Origin of the sequence: Methylophilus sp. 14, from assembly GCF_015354345.1 — a bacterium.
GTDB lineage: Bacteria > Pseudomonadota > Gammaproteobacteria > Burkholderiales > Methylophilaceae > Methylophilus.
The window spans coordinates 140,141-156,812 of the sequence record NZ_JADKYS010000004.1 but is presented as its reverse complement, the minus strand read 5'-3'; the positions used below and the strand labels follow the sequence as shown (position 1 = coordinate 156,812).

The following is a 16,672-nucleotide window of genomic DNA, read 5'->3' as shown; positions in this document are numbered from 1 at the left end:
GTATATTATCAGGTTGGCTGTCTGTTCGTGAAAGTATCATGGAATTTATCAAAATTCGCGGGGCGCGCACCCATAACCTGAAGAACATCAATCTCGATATTCCGCGCAACCAGTTGGTGGTGATCACAGGTCTCTCCGGCTCGGGAAAATCTTCACTGGCCTTTGATACTCTGTATGCAGAAGGACAGCGCCGCTACGTCGAAAGTTTATCGGCCTATGCCCGCCAGTTTTTGGCCCGCATGGACAAACCTGACGTCGATCTGATTGAAGGTTTATCACCCGCGATTTCCATCGAACAAAAATCCACCTCACACAACCCACGCTCAACCGTCGGCACCGTGACTGAAATTCACGACTACTTGCGTTTGCTGTATGCGCGTGCCGGAGACCCGGAATGTCCGGACCATGGCATCAAGCTCGAAGCGCAAACCGTCAGCCAGATGGTAGACAGCATCCTCAAGCTGCCAGAAGACACCAAGCTGATGATTCTGGCGCCTGTGGTCTCTAACCGCAAAGGCGAGCAGCTAGACTTATTCGACACCCTGAAAGCACAAGGCTTTGTGCGTTTGCGTATTGATGGCAAAGTCTATGAAATGGACGAGCTACCGCAACTGGCCAAAACCACTAAACACAGCGTGGATGTAGTGGTAGACCGCCTCAAAGTGCGCGAAGACATGAAGCAGCGTATTGCTGAGTCATTTGAAACGGCACTGCGTCTGGCCGACGGCAAAGCCATTGCCCTGGAAATGGACACCGAAAAAGAACACTTGTTCTCAGCCAAGTTCTCCTGCCCGGTGTGTGACTACTCATTGGTGGAACTGGAGCCGCGTTTATTCAGCTTTAACAACCCGATGGGCGCTTGCCCCAAATGTGACGGCCTGGGCCAGGTCACGTTTTTTGACCCGAAACGCGTAGTGGCTTTTCCACATTTGTCGCTTGCCAGCGGCGCGATTAAAGGTTGGGACAAACGCAACCAGTTTTACTTCCAGATGTTGGCCAGCCTGAGCCAGCATTACGCGTTTGACCTCGAAGCGCCCTTTGAAAACCTGCCAGAAGAAACCCAGCAAATTTTGCTGTTTGGCTCCGGTCGCGAACAAATTACGTTTAAATACCTCAATGAGCGCGGTACGTTTTTCAGCAAATCGCACACCTTTGAAGGCATTATCAACAACCTGCAGCGCCGTTACCGCGAGAGCGACTCGACAGCCGTACGCGACGAACTGGCCAAATATATCAACGCGACCAGTTGCCCCGATTGCGCAGGCACACGTTTGCGCAGAGAAGCGCGCCACGTCAAAGTCGGCGACCGCAATATCCACCAGATTTGTGAAGTGCCACTGAAACAGGCGCTGCATTTCTTTGAAACGCTGCAACTCAGCGGCCAAAAGCTGGCAATTGCTGACAAAATCGTCAAAGAGATTGAAAACCGCCTTAAATTCTTGACCAATGTAGGCCTGGATTATTTGTCACTGTCGCGCTCAGCTGAGACCTTGTCTGGCGGCGAAGCGCAGCGTATCCGCCTGGCGTCACAAATCGGCAGCGGCCTGACTGGCGTCATGTATGTATTGGACGAGCCTTCGATTGGCTTGCACCAGCGCGACAATGATCGCTTACTGGAAACGCTGAAGCGTCTGCGCGATATCGGCAATAGCGTGATTGTGGTCGAACATGACCAGGATGCGATTCAATTGGCCGACTTTATTGTCGACATCGGCCCAGGGGCTGGCGAACATGGCGGCAATATTGTCTCCTTTGGCACGCCCGCACACATTGAGGCCGACCCTAACTCACTGACCGGGCAATATATCAGCGGCAAAAAACAGATTACCTTCAAGCTGCCGCGCACGCGCCCTGACCCGGCACGTTGGCTCAAACTCCATAACGCCACTGGCAACAACCTGAAAAACGTCAGCATCGAGATCCCGGTTGGCCTGCTTACTTGCGTCACTGGCGTGTCTGGCAGCGGTAAATCCACGCTGATTAACGATACGCTTTATCGCGTGGTTGCCACGCACCTATATGGCAGCACAACCGAAGCGGCGCCGCATGACAGCATCGACGGCTTGGAGTTTTTTGATAAAGTGGTCGATGTAGACCAGAGCCCGATTGGCCGCACCCCGCGCTCTAACCCGGCGACCTATACCGGCTTGTTCACGCCTATTCGCGATTTATTCGCCAGCGTGCCCGAAAGCCGCGCCCGTGGTTACGGCCCTGGCCGTTATTCATTTAACGTCAAAGGAGGCCGCTGCGAGGCCTGCCAGGGCGACGGCGTGCTGCGTGTAGAAATGCACTTTTTGCCCGACGTGTATGTGCCATGTGATGTGTGCAAAGGTCAACGCTACAACCGTGAAACGCTGGAAATTCAGTTTAAGGGCAAAAACATCCATCAGGTGCTGGAAATGACGGTGGAACAAGCACATCAGTTCTTTAACGCGCAACCTGTCATTGAGCGCAAACTGAAAACCTTGCTCGACGTGGGCCTGGGCTATATTACCCTGGGGCAATCGGCAACGACACTGTCTGGTGGCGAGGCGCAACGCGTCAAACTGTCACTGGAACTGAGTAAGCGTGATACCGGCCGCACACTGTATATTCTGGACGAACCGACCACCGGCTTGCACTTTGCCGATATTCAATTATTGCTGGATGTGATTCACAGACTGCGCGACTCTGGCAACACTGTGGTGATTATCGAACACAACCTGGACGTGATTAAAACCGCGGACTGGCTGATTGATATGGGACCTGAAGGCGGTGATGGTGGTGGCGTGGTGGTTGGCGTGGGTGCGCCTGAGGAACTGGCAAAAAATACGGCCAGTTATACTGGCCGTTACCTCACACCCTTGTTGAAACATCTCGCTGTTAAGGGCTAAGGTCAACATGCAACCTGTCCCCTGATGCACCGAATCGATGGTGCATCCAATACGGATGTGGTTTAGCCACATACATATATTTATGTCAAACATTGTATGTGGCGGTGTGATGGCTTAATAGCTGAAACAAGCCCTTAAAATCAGGGTATTTTCACTAATCGCATACGCGCCTGTATGGTGCCCGCATGACGGCTTAAATAACGCGTACTGCGATGCACATCATAAAAACGTGGATTAGGGATCATGGCGGCCAGCCTGGCAGCCTGCGCAGGGCCTAGTGACTTGGCGCTACCATGAAAATAATGGCGTGAGGCAGCCTCGGCGCCAAATACGCCGTCGCCCCATTCGATGACATTCAGGTAAATCTCCAGAATACGGCGCTTGCTGAGTATTTTTTCCAGCATAAAGGTAATCACGGCTTCTTGTGCTTTGCGCCAGGGCGTACGGTGTCCGGATAAAAACAAGTTTTTGGCCAGTTGCTGGCTAATCGTCGAGCCACCCGCAACAATCTTGCCTTTTTTAAGGTTTTTCTCGAAGGCAGTTTCTATACCGACCCAGTCAAACCCCTGATGATCGACAAATTTACTGTCCTCGGCCGCAATGACCGCCCGTTTTAAATGGGTGCTAATTTTGGCATAAGGCACCCATTGCTGCTGCAACTTTGCATCCGGATGGCTCTCTTGAATGACATCAAGCCGCGCCTCCATAAAAGCGGTTGAGGTTGGGTTATGCTCAACCCACCACAAAATATGTAATAGCACCCATACCTGGTACAACAACACCCACAGCAACAGGATGCCAAAAAACAGTTTGATGGCTTGCTTCATCGGGAAAGTCTAGATTTGACGGAAAGACTGGATAACGGGTGCGGTCTCTGGGCGCACGCCGTGCCAGAGATAAAATGCTTCAGCCGCTTGCTCAACCAGCATACCCAAACCATCTGCCACCCGCGCACCGGCTGCACGTGCCTGCTGCATAAATGGCGTGTCGCGGCCATACATCATGTCGTAGGCCAGCGTGTTTTGCTGGAACACCAGCGCTGGCATTTGCAAGGCACTATCAGTCAATCCGGCCGAAGTGGCATTAATCACCACGTCATAGCCTTGCGATAAATCTGCAAACGTTTGCACCTGCAATGCGGTTTGCGTACGGGCGGCATCTGCAGCAAATCTTGCTGCCATCAGCTGCGCTTTATCCAGGCTGCGATTGGCAATGGTCAATTGCGATGGCTGCTGCTCAAGCAAAGGCAACACCACGCCTTGCGCCGCACCACCCGCACCGAGCAATAAGATGGTTTTACCTGCCAATGATGTTTGCTGATGCTTGAGGATGTCGTTGACCAGGCCGCAACCGTCCGTATTGTCACCAAGCAACTGCGCTGCTTTAAAACTCAGCGTATTTACCGCACCAGCAGCTTGCGCGCGTGCAGATAAATCCTGGCAAGCATCAAATGCCTCAAACTTGAATGGTACCGTCACATTGGCACCCAGGTAGCCATCGGCTTGCAAGCGTGCCACCGTTGCAGCAAACCCATCCAAAGGCGCCAGCACTTTCTCGTAAACAATGGATTTATTACATTGCCGCGCAAATGCCTGGTGAATGAGGGGGGATTTGCTATGTTCGATTGGATGACCAATCACTGCATACTTTTCAACGGTCATACGCGGGTCTGATGTGATTTGTAATGAAATGCGAGGCGCCGATTAATTGGTCCACGGCAGGCCAGCATGCTTCCAGCCGTCAATTAAGGTTCTTTGCTTTAGCGCATTGGCCTGGCCTTCAAAGCCTTCAATCATATTGTAAGCGTTGCCATAGCCCAATTGCTGCGCCAGCAACGCAGCATTATGGCTACGTCCGCCGGTACGGCACATAAAAATCACTGTGCGCGATTTATCCACTTGCGCTTGCAATTGTGCAGCAAAATCAGCGTTTGCCACCATGCCCGGGTAAAACGCCCACTCGACATGTGTCGCAACCGGCACGCGGCCTACCAGCTCCAGCTCGGCGCGTGAGCGCACATCGACCAATACCGCATTGCTATCCTGGCTAATCAGCGCATAAGCCTCTTGTGGCGTCACTGCACCTGCATATGACAAACCGGTTTGTGAGGCGCGGGCCTGAGCCTGGGTTAAGATATTTTCTACGCTGTCCAAATCACACCTTCATTCTTAAACACATATACCAAAACGGCGAGTATACCTGCGAAAGCCAGGCAAAATCACCATGCACAATTTTGGTGCTCAATTTGTTGCATTGCACATCAATGGTGCATAGTGTTTTTATAATTTTATGTAAGATACCCCTTAACCATGCAAAATGGTTATTTTGGCGTGGCATGCTTCCTGCTAATATTACACATTGAGATTTCCTGGGATTCTGTCATCCGACTGAATTCCAACTATCCATTGTTTGACACTTGCTCACGTTACGGGACATCCGCAACATGCCCCGCTTTTTGCGTGTGCAACTTAAAATTTAGACCTTGATCATTGAGGAGAATGTAATGTCCGTTGCAAACGTAATGAAATTGGTTGCAGAAAACGACATCAAATTTGTTGATTTCCGTTTTACCGATACCAGAGGTAAAGAGCAGCACGTGACTGTGCCAGTTTCTCACTTCGACGAAGATAAATTTACTGAAGGCCATGCATTTGACGGCTCTTCCATCGCTGGATGGAAAGGCATTCAAGCCTCTGACATGCAACTGATGCCTGATGCAAGCACTGCATACATTGACCCGTTTTTTGACGAGCCAACATTGGTTTTGACCTGTGACGTTGTTGACCCTACAGATGGTAAAGGTTATGACCGTGACCCACGTAGCCTGGCAAAACGCGCAGAAGCCTACCTGAAATCCAGCGGCCTGGGCGACACAGCCTACTTCGGTCCTGAGCCAGAGTTCTTCATTTTTGACAGCGTACAATGGGATGCCACCATGGGTGGTAGCTTCGTTAAGATCAACTCCGAAGAAGCAGCTTGGTCATCAGGTGAAAAATTCGAAGGCGGCAACACAGGCCACCGTCCAGGCGTGAAAGGCGGTTACTTCCCAGTACCACCAGTCGACTCATTGCACGACATCCGTTCTGCTATGGTGATGACACTGGAAGAGTTGGGCGTGCCTGTTGAAGTGCATCACCACGAAGTGGCGACTGCTGGCCAATGTGAAATCGGTACTAAATTTGCCACCTTGGTACAACGCGCTGACTGGACACAAATCCTGAAATACGTAGTGACAAACACTGCTCACGCTTACGGCAAAACTGCGACTTTTATGCCTAAACCAATGTTTGGCGATAACGGTTCTGGTATGCACGTACACCAATCCGTATGGAAAGATGGCAAAAACTTGTTTGCAGGTAACGGCTACGCTGGTTTGAGCGATTTCGCCCTGTACTACATCGGCGGCATCATCAAACACGCTCGCGCATTGAACGCGATCACCAACCCAGGCACCAACTCTTACAAGCGTTTGGTTCCACATTACGAAGCACCAGTAAAACTGGCTTACTCTGCTAAAAACCGTTCTGCAGCGATCCGTATTCCATTCGTGCATTCAGACAAAGCACGCCGTGTTGAAGCGCGTTTCCCAGACCCGATTGCCAACCCTTACCTGGCTTTCTCAGCTTTGCTGATGGCTGGCCTGGACGGCGTTCAGAACAAGATTCACCCAGGTGAACCAGCAACTAAAGACTTGTACCATCTGCCACCAGAAGAAGATGCATTGATCCCAACCGTGTGCTCTTCACTCGAGCAAGCGCTTGAGTATCTGGACAAAGACCGCGAATTCTTGACACGCGGCGGTGTATTCACTGACGACTGGATTGACTCTTACATTGCATTGAAAATGGAAGAAGTCACTAAATTGCGTCAAACACCACACCCAGTTGAGTTTGGCTTGTACTACTCCTGCTAATCGCAAGAGACGCACCAAAACAGGGCAGCTCAGGCTGCCCTGTTTTTTATGTGCACGCCTCATCGTCAACTTTTTCGGTCGCAGAGCCGTTGATAACCTCAACAATCTACTCTAAACTATTGCCATGAAAAGGTTTTTTTACATTTTTGCTTTTGCGCTGATATGCAATCATGCTACCGCGGATATTTATAAATATACCGACAGTAATGGCGTAACAACCTACACCAACATCAAGCCAGAAGGTCATAGCAAAGCTGAATTGGTCATCAGCGGGCCGAAAACCGCAGAACCACCACCTGCCGTCCGCGAAAAAAAACCGACGGCAAAAACACCTACGCCAGCCAACTTCCCCAAGGTAGATAACCAGACACAAAATCAGCGCGATCAAAAACGCCGCGAAGTGCTCATGAATGAATTAGAGCAAGAAAAACAAGCACTTGAGCATGCTAAACAGCTCTACGAAGAAGCGCAGAATACGCCAGAAGTCTATAGAGGCGCGAATGGAAAAACCTTTAGGAACGTCGCCAAATATGATGAAAAACTGCGTATCATCGAAGCCGAAATGCAGGCACATGAGCGCAATATTGAACTGCTAAACAAAGAACTCAATCTTTAAGCGCACCATTTTGGCAACTCTTTAAGCCATTTTTAACCAGTGGGTTAGAATTGGCTTGGCTTTTGCTTTAAAACAGGGCGTGATTCACTCTTTTTAACAAGCTTAGGATATGGTTCAAAAATCTCCCCACGGGTTTAGCGGTTTAGAGCACATTGCTACGGCAGTGATTCTGCTCAATAACCAGTTGGAAGTCACCTATGCAAACTCGAGTGCAGAGATACTGTTCGCGTTTAGCGCCAACCAAATTCACGGCCTGCACATTCACGATGTATTCGTGAATTGCGAGATCCTGCAAATGGCCGTGACCAATGCCATCCAGACACAAGGGCCGTTCCGCGAGCACGAGTTCACACTGACCACGCAACGCGGGCATACCACAGCTGTGACTTGCACCGTCACGCCTATTTCAACCACGTTTAACCAAACGCCAGAAGACATGCTGATCCTGGAATTTGTGCAGATGGACCAGCAATTGCGCATTGCGCGTGAAGAACGCATGCTGATTCAACAACAAGCAAACTCAGAGTTATTGCGCAACCTGGCACACGAAATTCGCAACCCTTTAGGTGGCTTGCGTGGTGCAGCGCAATTGCTGGAGTTTGAGCTGCCGCAGCCCAGCCTCAAGGAATACACACAAGTCATCATTAAAGAGGCCGACCGACTGCACAGCCTGATGGACAGGTTGCTAGCCCCGCACCGCGTGCCTAAATACGAACCAACCAACATTCATGAGGTGCTGGAACGTGTGCGCAGCCTGCTGCTGGCAGAGTCGCCCAACCACATCCGCGTGATCCGCGACTACGACACCAGCCTGCCGGAGCTGATCGGTGACCGCGAAAAACTGATTCAGGCCGTGTTAAACATCGCCCGCAACGCGGCACAAGCCATGCAACAAAGCCAGACTGAAAATGCCAGCATTACCTTTCGCACGCGCGCCGAGCGCCAGATTACACTGGCTAGAAAACGCTACCGTGTCGGCATCCATCTGGAGATTATTGATAATGGCCCTGGCATCCCGGCTGGCATTAAAGAGCGTATTTTCTACCCGCTGGTCTCTGGCCGCGAAGGTGGCACTGGCTTGGGGCTGGCGCTGGCACAGACCTTTATTACACAACACCATGGCATGATAGATTGCGATTCGCAGCCGGGTAAAACCATTTTCCATATATTGCTACCCATTGAGAGTACGCAATTAAAATCATCAGCATAATAATTGACGAGAAATAGCTATGAAGCCAATCTGGATCCTAGACGACGACAAATCCATCCGCTGGGTGTTTGAAAAAGCACTGGCACGCACTGACTTTGAATTTAAAACCTTCTCGTCGCCAGCCGAAGCACTCAATGCTTTGAACCGTGAGCAACCACAAGTGATTGTCAGTGACATTCGCATGCCTAACGGTTCTGGGCTCGACTTTCTTTCAGAGGTCAAACAGCGATTCCCAGATATCCCCGTCATTATCATGACAGCGTACTCCGATCTGGAAAGTGCCGTGGCAGCGTTTCAGGGTGGCGCTTTTGAATATTTAGCCAAACCTTTTGATGTTGACCAAGCGATTGAAATTATCAAGCGCGCCGTTGAAGAGAGCATGCGCCAATCGGTTGAAGCGGTTGAAGATACCGGGCCGTCCCCTGAAATTATCGGCCAGGCACCAGCCATGCAAGAGGTTTTCCGCGCCATTGGCCGCTTGAGCCGTTCGCATTCCACGGTACTCATCAATGGTGAATCTGGCAGTGGTAAAGAGCTGGTAGCGAGCGCACTGCATAGACATAGCCCTCGCGCAGATAAACCATTTATCGCCATTAACACCGCAGCGATTCCCAAGGATTTGCTTGAATCCGAATTGTTTGGTCACGAACGCGGCGCATTTACTGGCGCGGCTGCGGCCAGAAGAGGGCGCTTTGAGCAGGCAGACAATGGCACCTTATTTTTAGACGAGATCGGCGATATGCCAGCGGACTTGCAAACACGCTTATTGCGCGTACTATCGGATGGCCAGTTTTACCGGGTCGGCGGTCACCAGCCCATCAAAGTCAATGTGCGCGTCATTGCAGCCACCCACCAGGACCTGGAAGAACGCGTCAAACAAGGCCTGTTCCGTGAAGACTTATTCCACCGTTTAAACGTCATCCGCCTGCGCCTGCCGCCCCTGCGCGAGCGCAGGGAGGATATCCCCTTGCTGACCAAGCATTTTCTAGCCCACAGCGCTCAGCAGCTGGGTGTAGAGCCTAAACAGTTATCCCAAGCGGCTATCAAATACCTGATGTCGGTGAATTGGAGCGGCAACGTGCGCCAACTGGAAAACGTCTGTCACTGGCTGACAGTGATGGCGCCCGGACAGAACGTCGATGTGAATGACCTGCCACCAGAACTGAAAGAAGATACTGGCAAACACAGCACCGGCGGCTCATGGCAAGAGGCATTAGCCCAAGAAGTCACCGACGCGCTTAATCGCGGTGAAACCAATATCCTCGATGTCAAAACCAAAGAGTTTGAGCGGATTCTTATCACGCGTGCTTTGGCGCATACTGATGGCCGCCGTATTGAAGCGGCGAATCAGTTGGGCATGGGGAGGAACACACTCACCCGCAAAATACAGGAATTGGGGATTGATGATTAACTGGTTTTATTAAATAACAGAAGTGCGCTTAGCTATTAAGCTTTGATCTGTTGACTACGCCAAACAGGGAAAGAACTGTGCTTTTGTGCATCAATTTTATTCACAAAAAATACCTGCGTTAGCCGAGCATCTTTTAAGCCCTGACCAAAGAAAGCATTTGCGGCATGAAAATGGTGCCCCTCATAAAGTATCAAAGTATTGTAAACATTATTCACCCTAACGATCTCATCAAACATGGCATGATATGACGTATTCATTTTTACGACCCCACGAAGAAAATTTTTGTGGTTTTCCAGATGTGCTGCGTCGTATTTTTCTTGATCGAATGACTTATTCGGCTTAAAAAGAGATGTTCCTGACTCAAGTGGCGCGTCTGGTGTGAGAAACAAAACTGCTGCAAAAATAGCATTGTCATAATGAATAATCCCCTGACCATAGTCTTCACCCACGCTCTGGAAGTTTGTGGTAATACTCCAACGGAAATGATCATTTTCAAGATTATGAAAGAGTGTCGATATTTTTCGGGCAACCTTTTCAAATAACGGCTTATTGATTACAGATAAGTCTTTAGTTCGACTACCTGGAAAAACGAACGGCAATTCATCTTTTAGTTCATGTCTAAATTGATATTTTTGGCTCAGTGCAAATTTTCTAATCTCATCTGGATCGTTATAAAAATTATCAACAACCGTTATTGGATATAAATTCATAATTAATTAATCGCAATCAATAGCTAAGCGCTTTTATAGATAAAAAAACGGCAACCGAAGTTGCCGTTTTTCCCGACTTTTAATTTAAGCAGTTAAACTGCAGTTAAATTAGAAGAACAGGATCGCACCCAGAGAGATGGTTTTTGCTTTTGCTTTTAAATCGTTAGCAGCAACGCTTGAATCTACGTCACGCTGAGTTTGTGAGTATTCAGCAACCAAGTTCAGGTGCTTGGTCAGTGGGTGGTATGCACCTACAGTCCACATAGAATCTTGAACTTCTTTCCAAACTGCTTTGTCAACTGAGTTTGCATCCAATGTTGACTCACCGTAAGAAACGCCCAATTTAGTACCTACGCCAGGAATAGCGTATGTACCTTGCACGTACCATTGGTCAGAATCGCGACGTTTACCAGTTGCATCAAAGCCATCACGCAATTGGAATGTTTGACCAATACCTTTACCTTGACCGTAGTAACCTGTCAAAGCAAAATCAGCAACCTTAACTGTTGTACCCAAGTCCCAGCCATAGGCGCGCTCGCTACCCAATGCACCAGCGAACTCAACTTTTTGTGAGATAGCAGATGCCCAAACTTTACCTGCTACATCGCCAGTCCACTCGTAAGAAGCTTTACCTTCGTACGCAGTTTGGCCTTCGCCACGTGCGGTGCTAGTTGCGCTAGTAGCAAGAACACCAGCTGTAGATTGTGTTGCATTCCAAGCTTGTGTCAAACCAGCTGTAAATTGGAAGCCATTCCAGTTTGGTGAAGTGTATGCAATCTGGGACTTCCAGTCAGCGTACATGAAACCTGTACCGATACGGCCCAAAGTTGTTGTGTTGCCAGCCAAGTTACCAGCACCACCACCAACACCCAACAATGTCATGTCGTTCAAGATAGCATCTGAAGCGTAAATGCCCAGATCTTTACCCAGCTTGACAGAACCCCAAGAAGCATCACCAAATGTCAGGAATGCTTGACGGTTTTCTTGGTTGTTGCCGTTTTGGTTCTGAATGCCTGAACTAGTCGTTGAAGCACCTGGGTTGATGCTTATTGTGAAACCAACGTCCAGATCGTTCTGACGTGTTTTACCAGAAACGCTCAGGTAGTTTGGCAGCAAACCAGTTGTGATGTTTGCGCTGCTGTTTTGGTTACCAGTACCCAAGCCCAATGGAGCTGTGTTACCAGTATTGTCACCACTGTAAGTAGTGTGTGTGTAGTAAGCGTTAACAACGCCACCGATGTCCAGAGTCCAGTCACCAGCTGGGATAGTGATGCCAGCTTGTGCGCCAGTAGCGGCAGCGAACAGAGCTGCTGCAACTGCAACGTTCAATTTAGTATTCATACGAATCTCCAAAAATGTTGTTTTCACAACTTGTGTAAGGATATTGCCTTTTGAAGGATCGAGCGCTTAAAACGCTCAACCTCGATAACTCCTGCGGAATCACTGAAAGCATTTCCAACAAGGTCAGAGCAATTCTTGCAAATGCAGGGGTTGCGGCGCAAGTGAATACGTCAAATTGCTTAGCGCAAGTTTAATTTGTTGCAGAATTGCAACAGTCTGACTAGTTCGATCAATTGCAAGGTTATGAAAAGGAGTAGTTTTATCAAGCTGTTCAAACTGAATTTATCTAAAAGTTTCTGCTAGCATAGCAATGTTTAACAGTGTCTTTCTTTGGACTGTATTCCTTTATATGCACATTCTAACCGGGGCTTCTCATGATTTCTGACATTCAGTTGTGTAGTCGATTTATAGATACATTAGACTGGATTTGCCAAGTGCTGATCAGACATTCTGATGACTTTAACGTCGCGTTAGTCAGAATTGCTTATGGTGACGACAACAGTCTGGGCGAGGCTTACGGTGCGCCTGAGGCTTTACGCCAACTATCGTCCTTAACACATGATTTGCAGCGCTCGTTTAGACGGTCAGACTTGGTCGGCAGGGAAGGCACTGACTTCTGGATTTTATTCCCTTATACCCGCGTGACTGACAATGTGTATGACAAACTCATGGATGTGATTCAAGGCTCTGCGCATACGAACCTGAATATTGTTGAACGAGAAATTGCTATTTTTGAATTACCGGTGATTTATACCAAAGCACTGGTTAAGCCTGACAGTGCAACGTCCTTACTAAAACACCTTAAGATCAATCAGGCAGAGTTGGCAAGCCACGTTTTTCGACTCGCAAATCTCTAAACTTACCCCCTTAAGTCTGTTTGAACGCTTTAATTAAGGTGCGAACTGGCGTTGGCAGCGCGGCTGAAATCGCATCAGAAAATGTCAGCCACTGCATATTAGGCGGGAGGGCAGGTCGGCGCCCAGTCAGTTGTAATGGTTGCGGCGTAATTTCAAGTTTGAAGTGCGTAAAGGTATGCCATAACACTGGCAACACTTCTAGTGACTCTGTTTCCAAGCCCAGCCTATCCTGCACATGCGGCACCGCTATTTGCGTAGGCGATAGTTCAGGCAAACTCCATAACCCACCCCAAATACCCTGATTAGGGCGTCGCTCCAGCAAAATCTCGCCCGCATCCACAATCATGAGCATGGTGACTTGTTTTTCTGGCAATGCTTTGCGAGGTTTAGAAGCGGGTAATTGCGCCACGCGTTGTTGCTGATAGGCCTGACATTGGCTCTGCATAGGGCAGCTATCGCAGCCTGGCTTGCTGCGCGTGCACAAGGTTGCACCAAAATCCATCAGCCCCTGCACATAGGCTGGCAAGCCTGTGTCAGGCAACAAATCTTCCGCGATTTGCCAAAGTTTTTTTTCAACCTCGGGCAAACCTGGCCAGCCATCAACCGCATAAAGCCGGGCCAATACGCGCTTCACATTACCATCAAGTATGGTCTGCCGCTGATTAAAAGCAAACACACTAATCGCAGCAGCGGTTGAGCGGCCTATGCCCTTGAGTGTTTGGATAGCATCGAAATCTGTTGGAAAAATACCACTATGCTCACGCATAATCGTCTGCGCAGCATGATGCAGGTTGCGGGCGCGTGAGTAATAACCCAAACCACTCCAATGCCGCATGACCTCGTCTTGCTCGGCTTCGGCCAGGCTAGCGATGGTGGGAAAACGCTGCATAAAGCGATCATAGTAGCCAATCACAGCCGAGACCTGCGTTTGCTGCAACATGATTTCAGATACCCAAACGGCATAAGGGTCACGCGTTTGTTGCCATGGCAAATCATGGCGGCCATGCACCTGTTGCCAGGCGATTAACTTTTCGGCAAACACACTCACAGCTAAAAATTCAACAGCTTTTTCAAAGCCTTTTGTTTGAGCTGATCGGCAGGTTTTGCTGGCTCTGTTGTCGTGCCACTCTGGGATTTTGCAGCATCTCCGCCAGCACTATCGCTTGATGACTTGCCGTTGAGCAAGCCTTTTAAAGCATCCGCTTTCGTGCCGCCGAGTTTTTCAGTGAGTGCATCCAGCGCCACTGATTTAGCCAAGGCTTGCCCCAAGGCTGCCATATCCACCCCAAATTTAGGGGCTGCAAACGTACCGGTGACCTTCACAGGAATACCGATACTACCCAGTTGCTCGGCATCTTTACCGCCCTGGCCTTTGAGTGAATTCACCAGGGTGGGCTTGGCCAGGTAATTAATCTGCTCTTTACCAATATCAATATCGCCCTTGCTTTCCCCTTTGGTCAGGCGAAAAACAGGCGCTTTCATGGCAAGATCGTCATTGTGGGCAACACCGTTTTTAATATTAAAAGTCGCCGTCAATTCGCTGAAATCTGTTTTCTTGCTGTTATCGGCACTGGCATTCGACTCCCCTTTAAGCAGGTTCAGCTTGCCTTTGGCATCGCGTATCATTCCGGCCAGGTCAAAGCCTTTCACAGCGCCATCGGCCATACGCAAATCAACCGAGCCGCCCAGTGACTTTTTTAGCGCGGTCACCGTATTGCCTTGTGCCGTCACGTTCAAGTTCACATTACCGTTGCCGGACAGCATATCGTTATTAATGGTGTCGACCAGTAATGGCCCGACGGCGATATTTTGCAGGCTCTGCTGAATAGTCACCGCAGGTGTGGCACGTGCATCCACTTTGACTGCGCCACGCACTGTGCCTTGATACACATCGACATTAAGCGGATCCAGGCTAGCCAGGCCATCTTGTGCTTTCAAGCCAACGTTCAGGTTCTTGGCCTCCGTTTTGCCATATTTCAACCAGCCGATACGGATATTGCCCTGCGCATTCAAGGCTTTGAGGGCAGACAAATCGATAGGCTGCTCACCTTTATCAGCCGCTTTTTCGGCAGGTTTGCTGTCCCCAGCCTTGGCCTCTGTGGCAGGTAAGTAACGGTTAAGGTCTAGCTTATCGATATTGAGATCAAACGTGTACAGCGGTTTATTAAACTGGCTAATACCGACATTGCCTTGTATACGAGAGTCATCCAGTTTGACATCCAGCCCTTGCAAAGCAAGTTTTTGGCCGTCAGCTTTAATACCCACATTCAGGCCACTCAAGGTATAAGGGCTGTAGAGAATCTTGCCAATATTGATGCTGCCATCAAGGAACAAGGTTTTTAACGCGCTCAAGTCTGCTGGTTTATCGGCCTTGCTACTGGCTTTGGTGCTGGCAGCCGCAGCTTCTTTTTTACCACCCGCATTACCCAACAGCGCATTTAAATTCAAGGTATCGGCGTGCACTTTAAAACCGATACGTGGTGTGCTGAAACCGGCCACACTCACATCGCCATTCAGTTTGGTTTCTGCCAGCGTTAAATCAAAGGTGGTTTTGACCTGCTCTTGCTTTACATTGGCATTAGCTGCCAGTTTGAACTGGCCCTGCATGGCACCATTCGGTAGGGCAGGGTCTTTAATATCAAACTTGCCAGCCAGCGCAGGGACTTCAAAAATCAGGTCAGCCAGATTAGCCTTCACTGGCGACGCAAAGTGACCTTCCACCTTGCGCGCACCAGCATTCACGTTCACATCAGCCGTAATGCCTTTGCTTTCTACTGCCTGCTGATTGCCTTTCAACTCAGCCAATTCCACGGCCAAATTGACGTCGCCATTGGCATCTTTTTGCTTAAGCGAGAGCAATACTTTGTCGCTGCTGATTAATGTCGGATTCACTTTCAAGGCCGGCGCCTGCACGCTGACATCACGCTGCACGCCTTTAAAATCACCTTGCATGGCCAATTTCAAGCCCGACACATCCAGCGCTGTTTTTGCTGCATCCACATCGACAGAACCTTGTGCAGTCACCGTGACATCCTGACCGTCAAGCAAGACGCCTTTTAATTGCGCATCCAGGCCCTTGACGACAAAATGTTTGCCTTCTGGATCGGCCATGATATTGGCCTTGATGGCGGCTTTGGCATCCACCACAGGCTGATTGGCCGTCAGGTGAAAGTCCGTCGCCACATCAAACGGCTTTTTCAACGCCACCTGGCCGGTGGTCAGGTTAAACTGGTCTACGCTATATTTGGCACCCGTGCCTTCGTTACTAAAACTGGCTTGCGTGTTGGTGATTTTGACGCCCTGCACATCAAAATTAATCTGCTGTGACTCTTCCTCTTCCTTACTCAGCAAATCGTCAAAGTTAAAGCTGCCATCGGCGTGCTGAATCACATTCACCTGGGCGCCATCCAGGTAAACCGTATCCACGACAATTTCTTTTTTAAGCAAAGGCAACACGGCCAAGGCCACTTTGGCGCTTTTAATGGCAGCAAACTGCTTTTCAGATTGATGCTCAGACAACGTAATCTCGCCTAAATCGGCGCCAATTTTGGGCCAGAAACTGAGCTTGATGTCACCTTTGATATCCAGCGTGCGCTGTTTCTTGTCTTTCACCAACTGAATCACCGTTGGCTTGTAATCGTTGGGGTTAAAGGTCACCGCCAGGTAAACCACCAATAAGACCAGCACTGCCAGAATAGCAGCGATCACCAACGCGATTTTTTTAAACAGCGCACGATTCAT

At 49.5% G+C, this 16,672-nt stretch carries 13 protein-coding genes; 6 read left to right on the top strand and 7 right to left on the bottom strand.

Features of this window, described 5'->3' with window-relative positions:
• Positions 1-38 precede the first annotated feature (38 nt).
• Complete coding sequence (uvrA, locus tag INP78_RS11565; RefSeq protein ID WP_194742347.1) at positions 39-2,873, top strand: excinuclease ABC subunit UvrA; 2,835 nt, start codon at positions 39-41, stop codon at positions 2,871-2,873.
• Between the two features lie 140 nt (positions 2,874-3,013).
• Here the strand turns inward: uvrA and mtgA are convergent, their stop codons facing one another.
• The 3 genes from mtgA to INP78_RS11550 are packed head-to-tail and all read right to left on the bottom strand — an operon-like array spanning position 3,014 to position 5,026.
• A complete protein-coding gene (mtgA, locus tag INP78_RS11560; RefSeq protein WP_194742346.1) occupies positions 3,014-3,700 on the bottom strand; it encodes a monofunctional biosynthetic peptidoglycan transglycosylase in 687 nt (228 codons plus the stop codon).
• Between the two features lie 9 nt (positions 3,701-3,709).
• On the bottom strand, positions 3,710-4,534 hold the full coding sequence (gene aroE / locus INP78_RS11555; protein ID WP_194742345.1) for a shikimate dehydrogenase: 825 nt from the start codon (positions 4,532-4,534) through the stop codon (positions 3,710-3,712).
• Between the two features lie 42 nt (positions 4,535-4,576).
• A complete protein-coding gene (locus INP78_RS11550; protein ID WP_194742344.1) occupies positions 4,577-5,026 on the bottom strand; it encodes a rhodanese-like domain-containing protein in 450 nt (149 codons plus the stop codon).
• Between the two features lie 350 nt (positions 5,027-5,376).
• Here INP78_RS11550 and glnA point away from each other — a divergent pair, with 350 nt between their 5' ends.
• The 4 genes from glnA (at position 5,377) to ntrC (ending at position 10,023) form a co-directional block, all read left to right on the top strand.
• Positions 5,377-6,786, top strand: a complete 1,410-nt coding sequence (gene glnA, locus INP78_RS11545) for a type I glutamate--ammonia ligase (protein WP_024930129.1) — start codon at positions 5,377-5,379, stop codon at positions 6,784-6,786.
• A 124-nt stretch (positions 6,787-6,910) separates the two neighbouring features.
• Positions 6,911-7,402 (top strand): DUF4124 domain-containing protein, encoded by a 492-nt coding sequence (locus INP78_RS11540; protein ID WP_194742343.1) that lies wholly within the window; start codon positions 6,911-6,913, stop codon positions 7,400-7,402.
• Between the two features lie 109 nt (positions 7,403-7,511).
• On the top strand, positions 7,512-8,612 hold the full coding sequence (gene glnL, locus INP78_RS11535) for a nitrogen regulation protein NR(II) (protein ID WP_194742342.1): 1,101 nt from the start codon (positions 7,512-7,514) through the stop codon (positions 8,610-8,612).
• 19 nt (positions 8,613-8,631) lie between these two features.
• On the top strand, positions 8,632-10,023 hold the full coding sequence (ntrC, locus tag INP78_RS11530; protein ID WP_194742341.1) for a nitrogen regulation protein NR(I): 1,392 nt from the start codon (positions 8,632-8,634) through the stop codon (positions 10,021-10,023).
• Between the two features lie 35 nt (positions 10,024-10,058).
• On the opposite strand, the gene INP78_RS11525 is transcribed toward ntrC, so the two are convergent.
• Entirely contained in the window at positions 10,059-10,733 is a 675-nt protein-coding gene (locus INP78_RS11525; protein WP_194742340.1) for a DUF6445 family protein, read from the bottom strand.
• A 108-nt stretch (positions 10,734-10,841) separates the two neighbouring features.
• The gene (locus INP78_RS11520; protein ID WP_194742339.1) at positions 10,842-12,074 is read right to left on the bottom strand and encodes a porin; all 1,233 of its coding nucleotides are present in this window, start codon (positions 12,072-12,074) and stop codon (positions 10,842-10,844) included.
• 434 nt (positions 12,075-12,508) lie between these two features.
• Between INP78_RS11520 and INP78_RS11515 the strand changes: the two genes are divergently transcribed.
• The gene (locus tag INP78_RS11515; RefSeq protein ID WP_368667990.1) at positions 12,509-12,931 is read left to right on the top strand and encodes a hypothetical protein; all 423 of its coding nucleotides are present in this window, start codon (positions 12,509-12,511) and stop codon (positions 12,929-12,931) included.
• Positions 12,932-12,941: 10 nt separating this feature from the next.
• On the opposite strand, the gene mutY is transcribed toward INP78_RS11515, so the two are convergent.
• Positions 12,942-13,979 (bottom strand): A/G-specific adenine glycosylase, encoded by a 1,038-nt coding sequence (gene mutY / locus INP78_RS11510; protein WP_194742337.1) that lies wholly within the window; start codon positions 13,977-13,979, stop codon positions 12,942-12,944.
• Positions 13,980-13,981: 2 nt separating this feature from the next.
• Complete coding sequence (locus tag INP78_RS11505) at positions 13,982-16,672, bottom strand: AsmA family protein (RefSeq protein WP_194742336.1); 2,691 nt, start codon at positions 16,670-16,672, stop codon at positions 13,982-13,984.

Excerpts from the sequence above, each read along its gene's own strand:
- uvrA (WP_194742347.1), top strand. The coding sequence starts at position 39 with ATGGAATTTATCAAAATTCGCGGGGCGCGCACCCATAACCTGAAGAAC.
- mtgA (WP_194742346.1), bottom strand. The coding sequence starts at position 3,700 with ATGAAGCAAGCCATCAAACTGTTTTTTGGCATCCTGTTGCTGTGGGTG.
- aroE (WP_194742345.1), bottom strand. The coding sequence starts at position 4,534 with ATGACCGTTGAAAAGTATGCAGTGATTGGTCATCCAATCGAACATAGC.
- glnA (WP_024930129.1), top strand. The coding sequence starts at position 5,377 with ATGTCCGTTGCAAACGTAATGAAATTGGTTGCAGAAAACGACATCAAA.
- INP78_RS11540 (WP_194742343.1), top strand. The coding sequence starts at position 6,911 with ATGAAAAGGTTTTTTTACATTTTTGCTTTTGCGCTGATATGCAATCAT.
- glnL (WP_194742342.1), top strand. The coding sequence starts at position 7,512 with ATGGTTCAAAAATCTCCCCACGGGTTTAGCGGTTTAGAGCACATTGCT.
- ntrC (WP_194742341.1), top strand. The coding sequence starts at position 8,632 with ATGAAGCCAATCTGGATCCTAGACGACGACAAATCCATCCGCTGGGTG.
- INP78_RS11525 (WP_194742340.1), bottom strand. The coding sequence starts at position 10,733 with ATGAATTTATATCCAATAACGGTTGTTGATAATTTTTATAACGATCCA.
- INP78_RS11520 (WP_194742339.1), bottom strand. The coding sequence starts at position 12,074 with ATGAATACTAAATTGAACGTTGCAGTTGCAGCAGCTCTGTTCGCTGCC.
- INP78_RS11505 (WP_194742336.1), bottom strand. The coding sequence starts at position 16,672 with ATGAATCGTGCGCTGTTTAAAAAAATCGCGTTGGTGATCGCTGCTATT.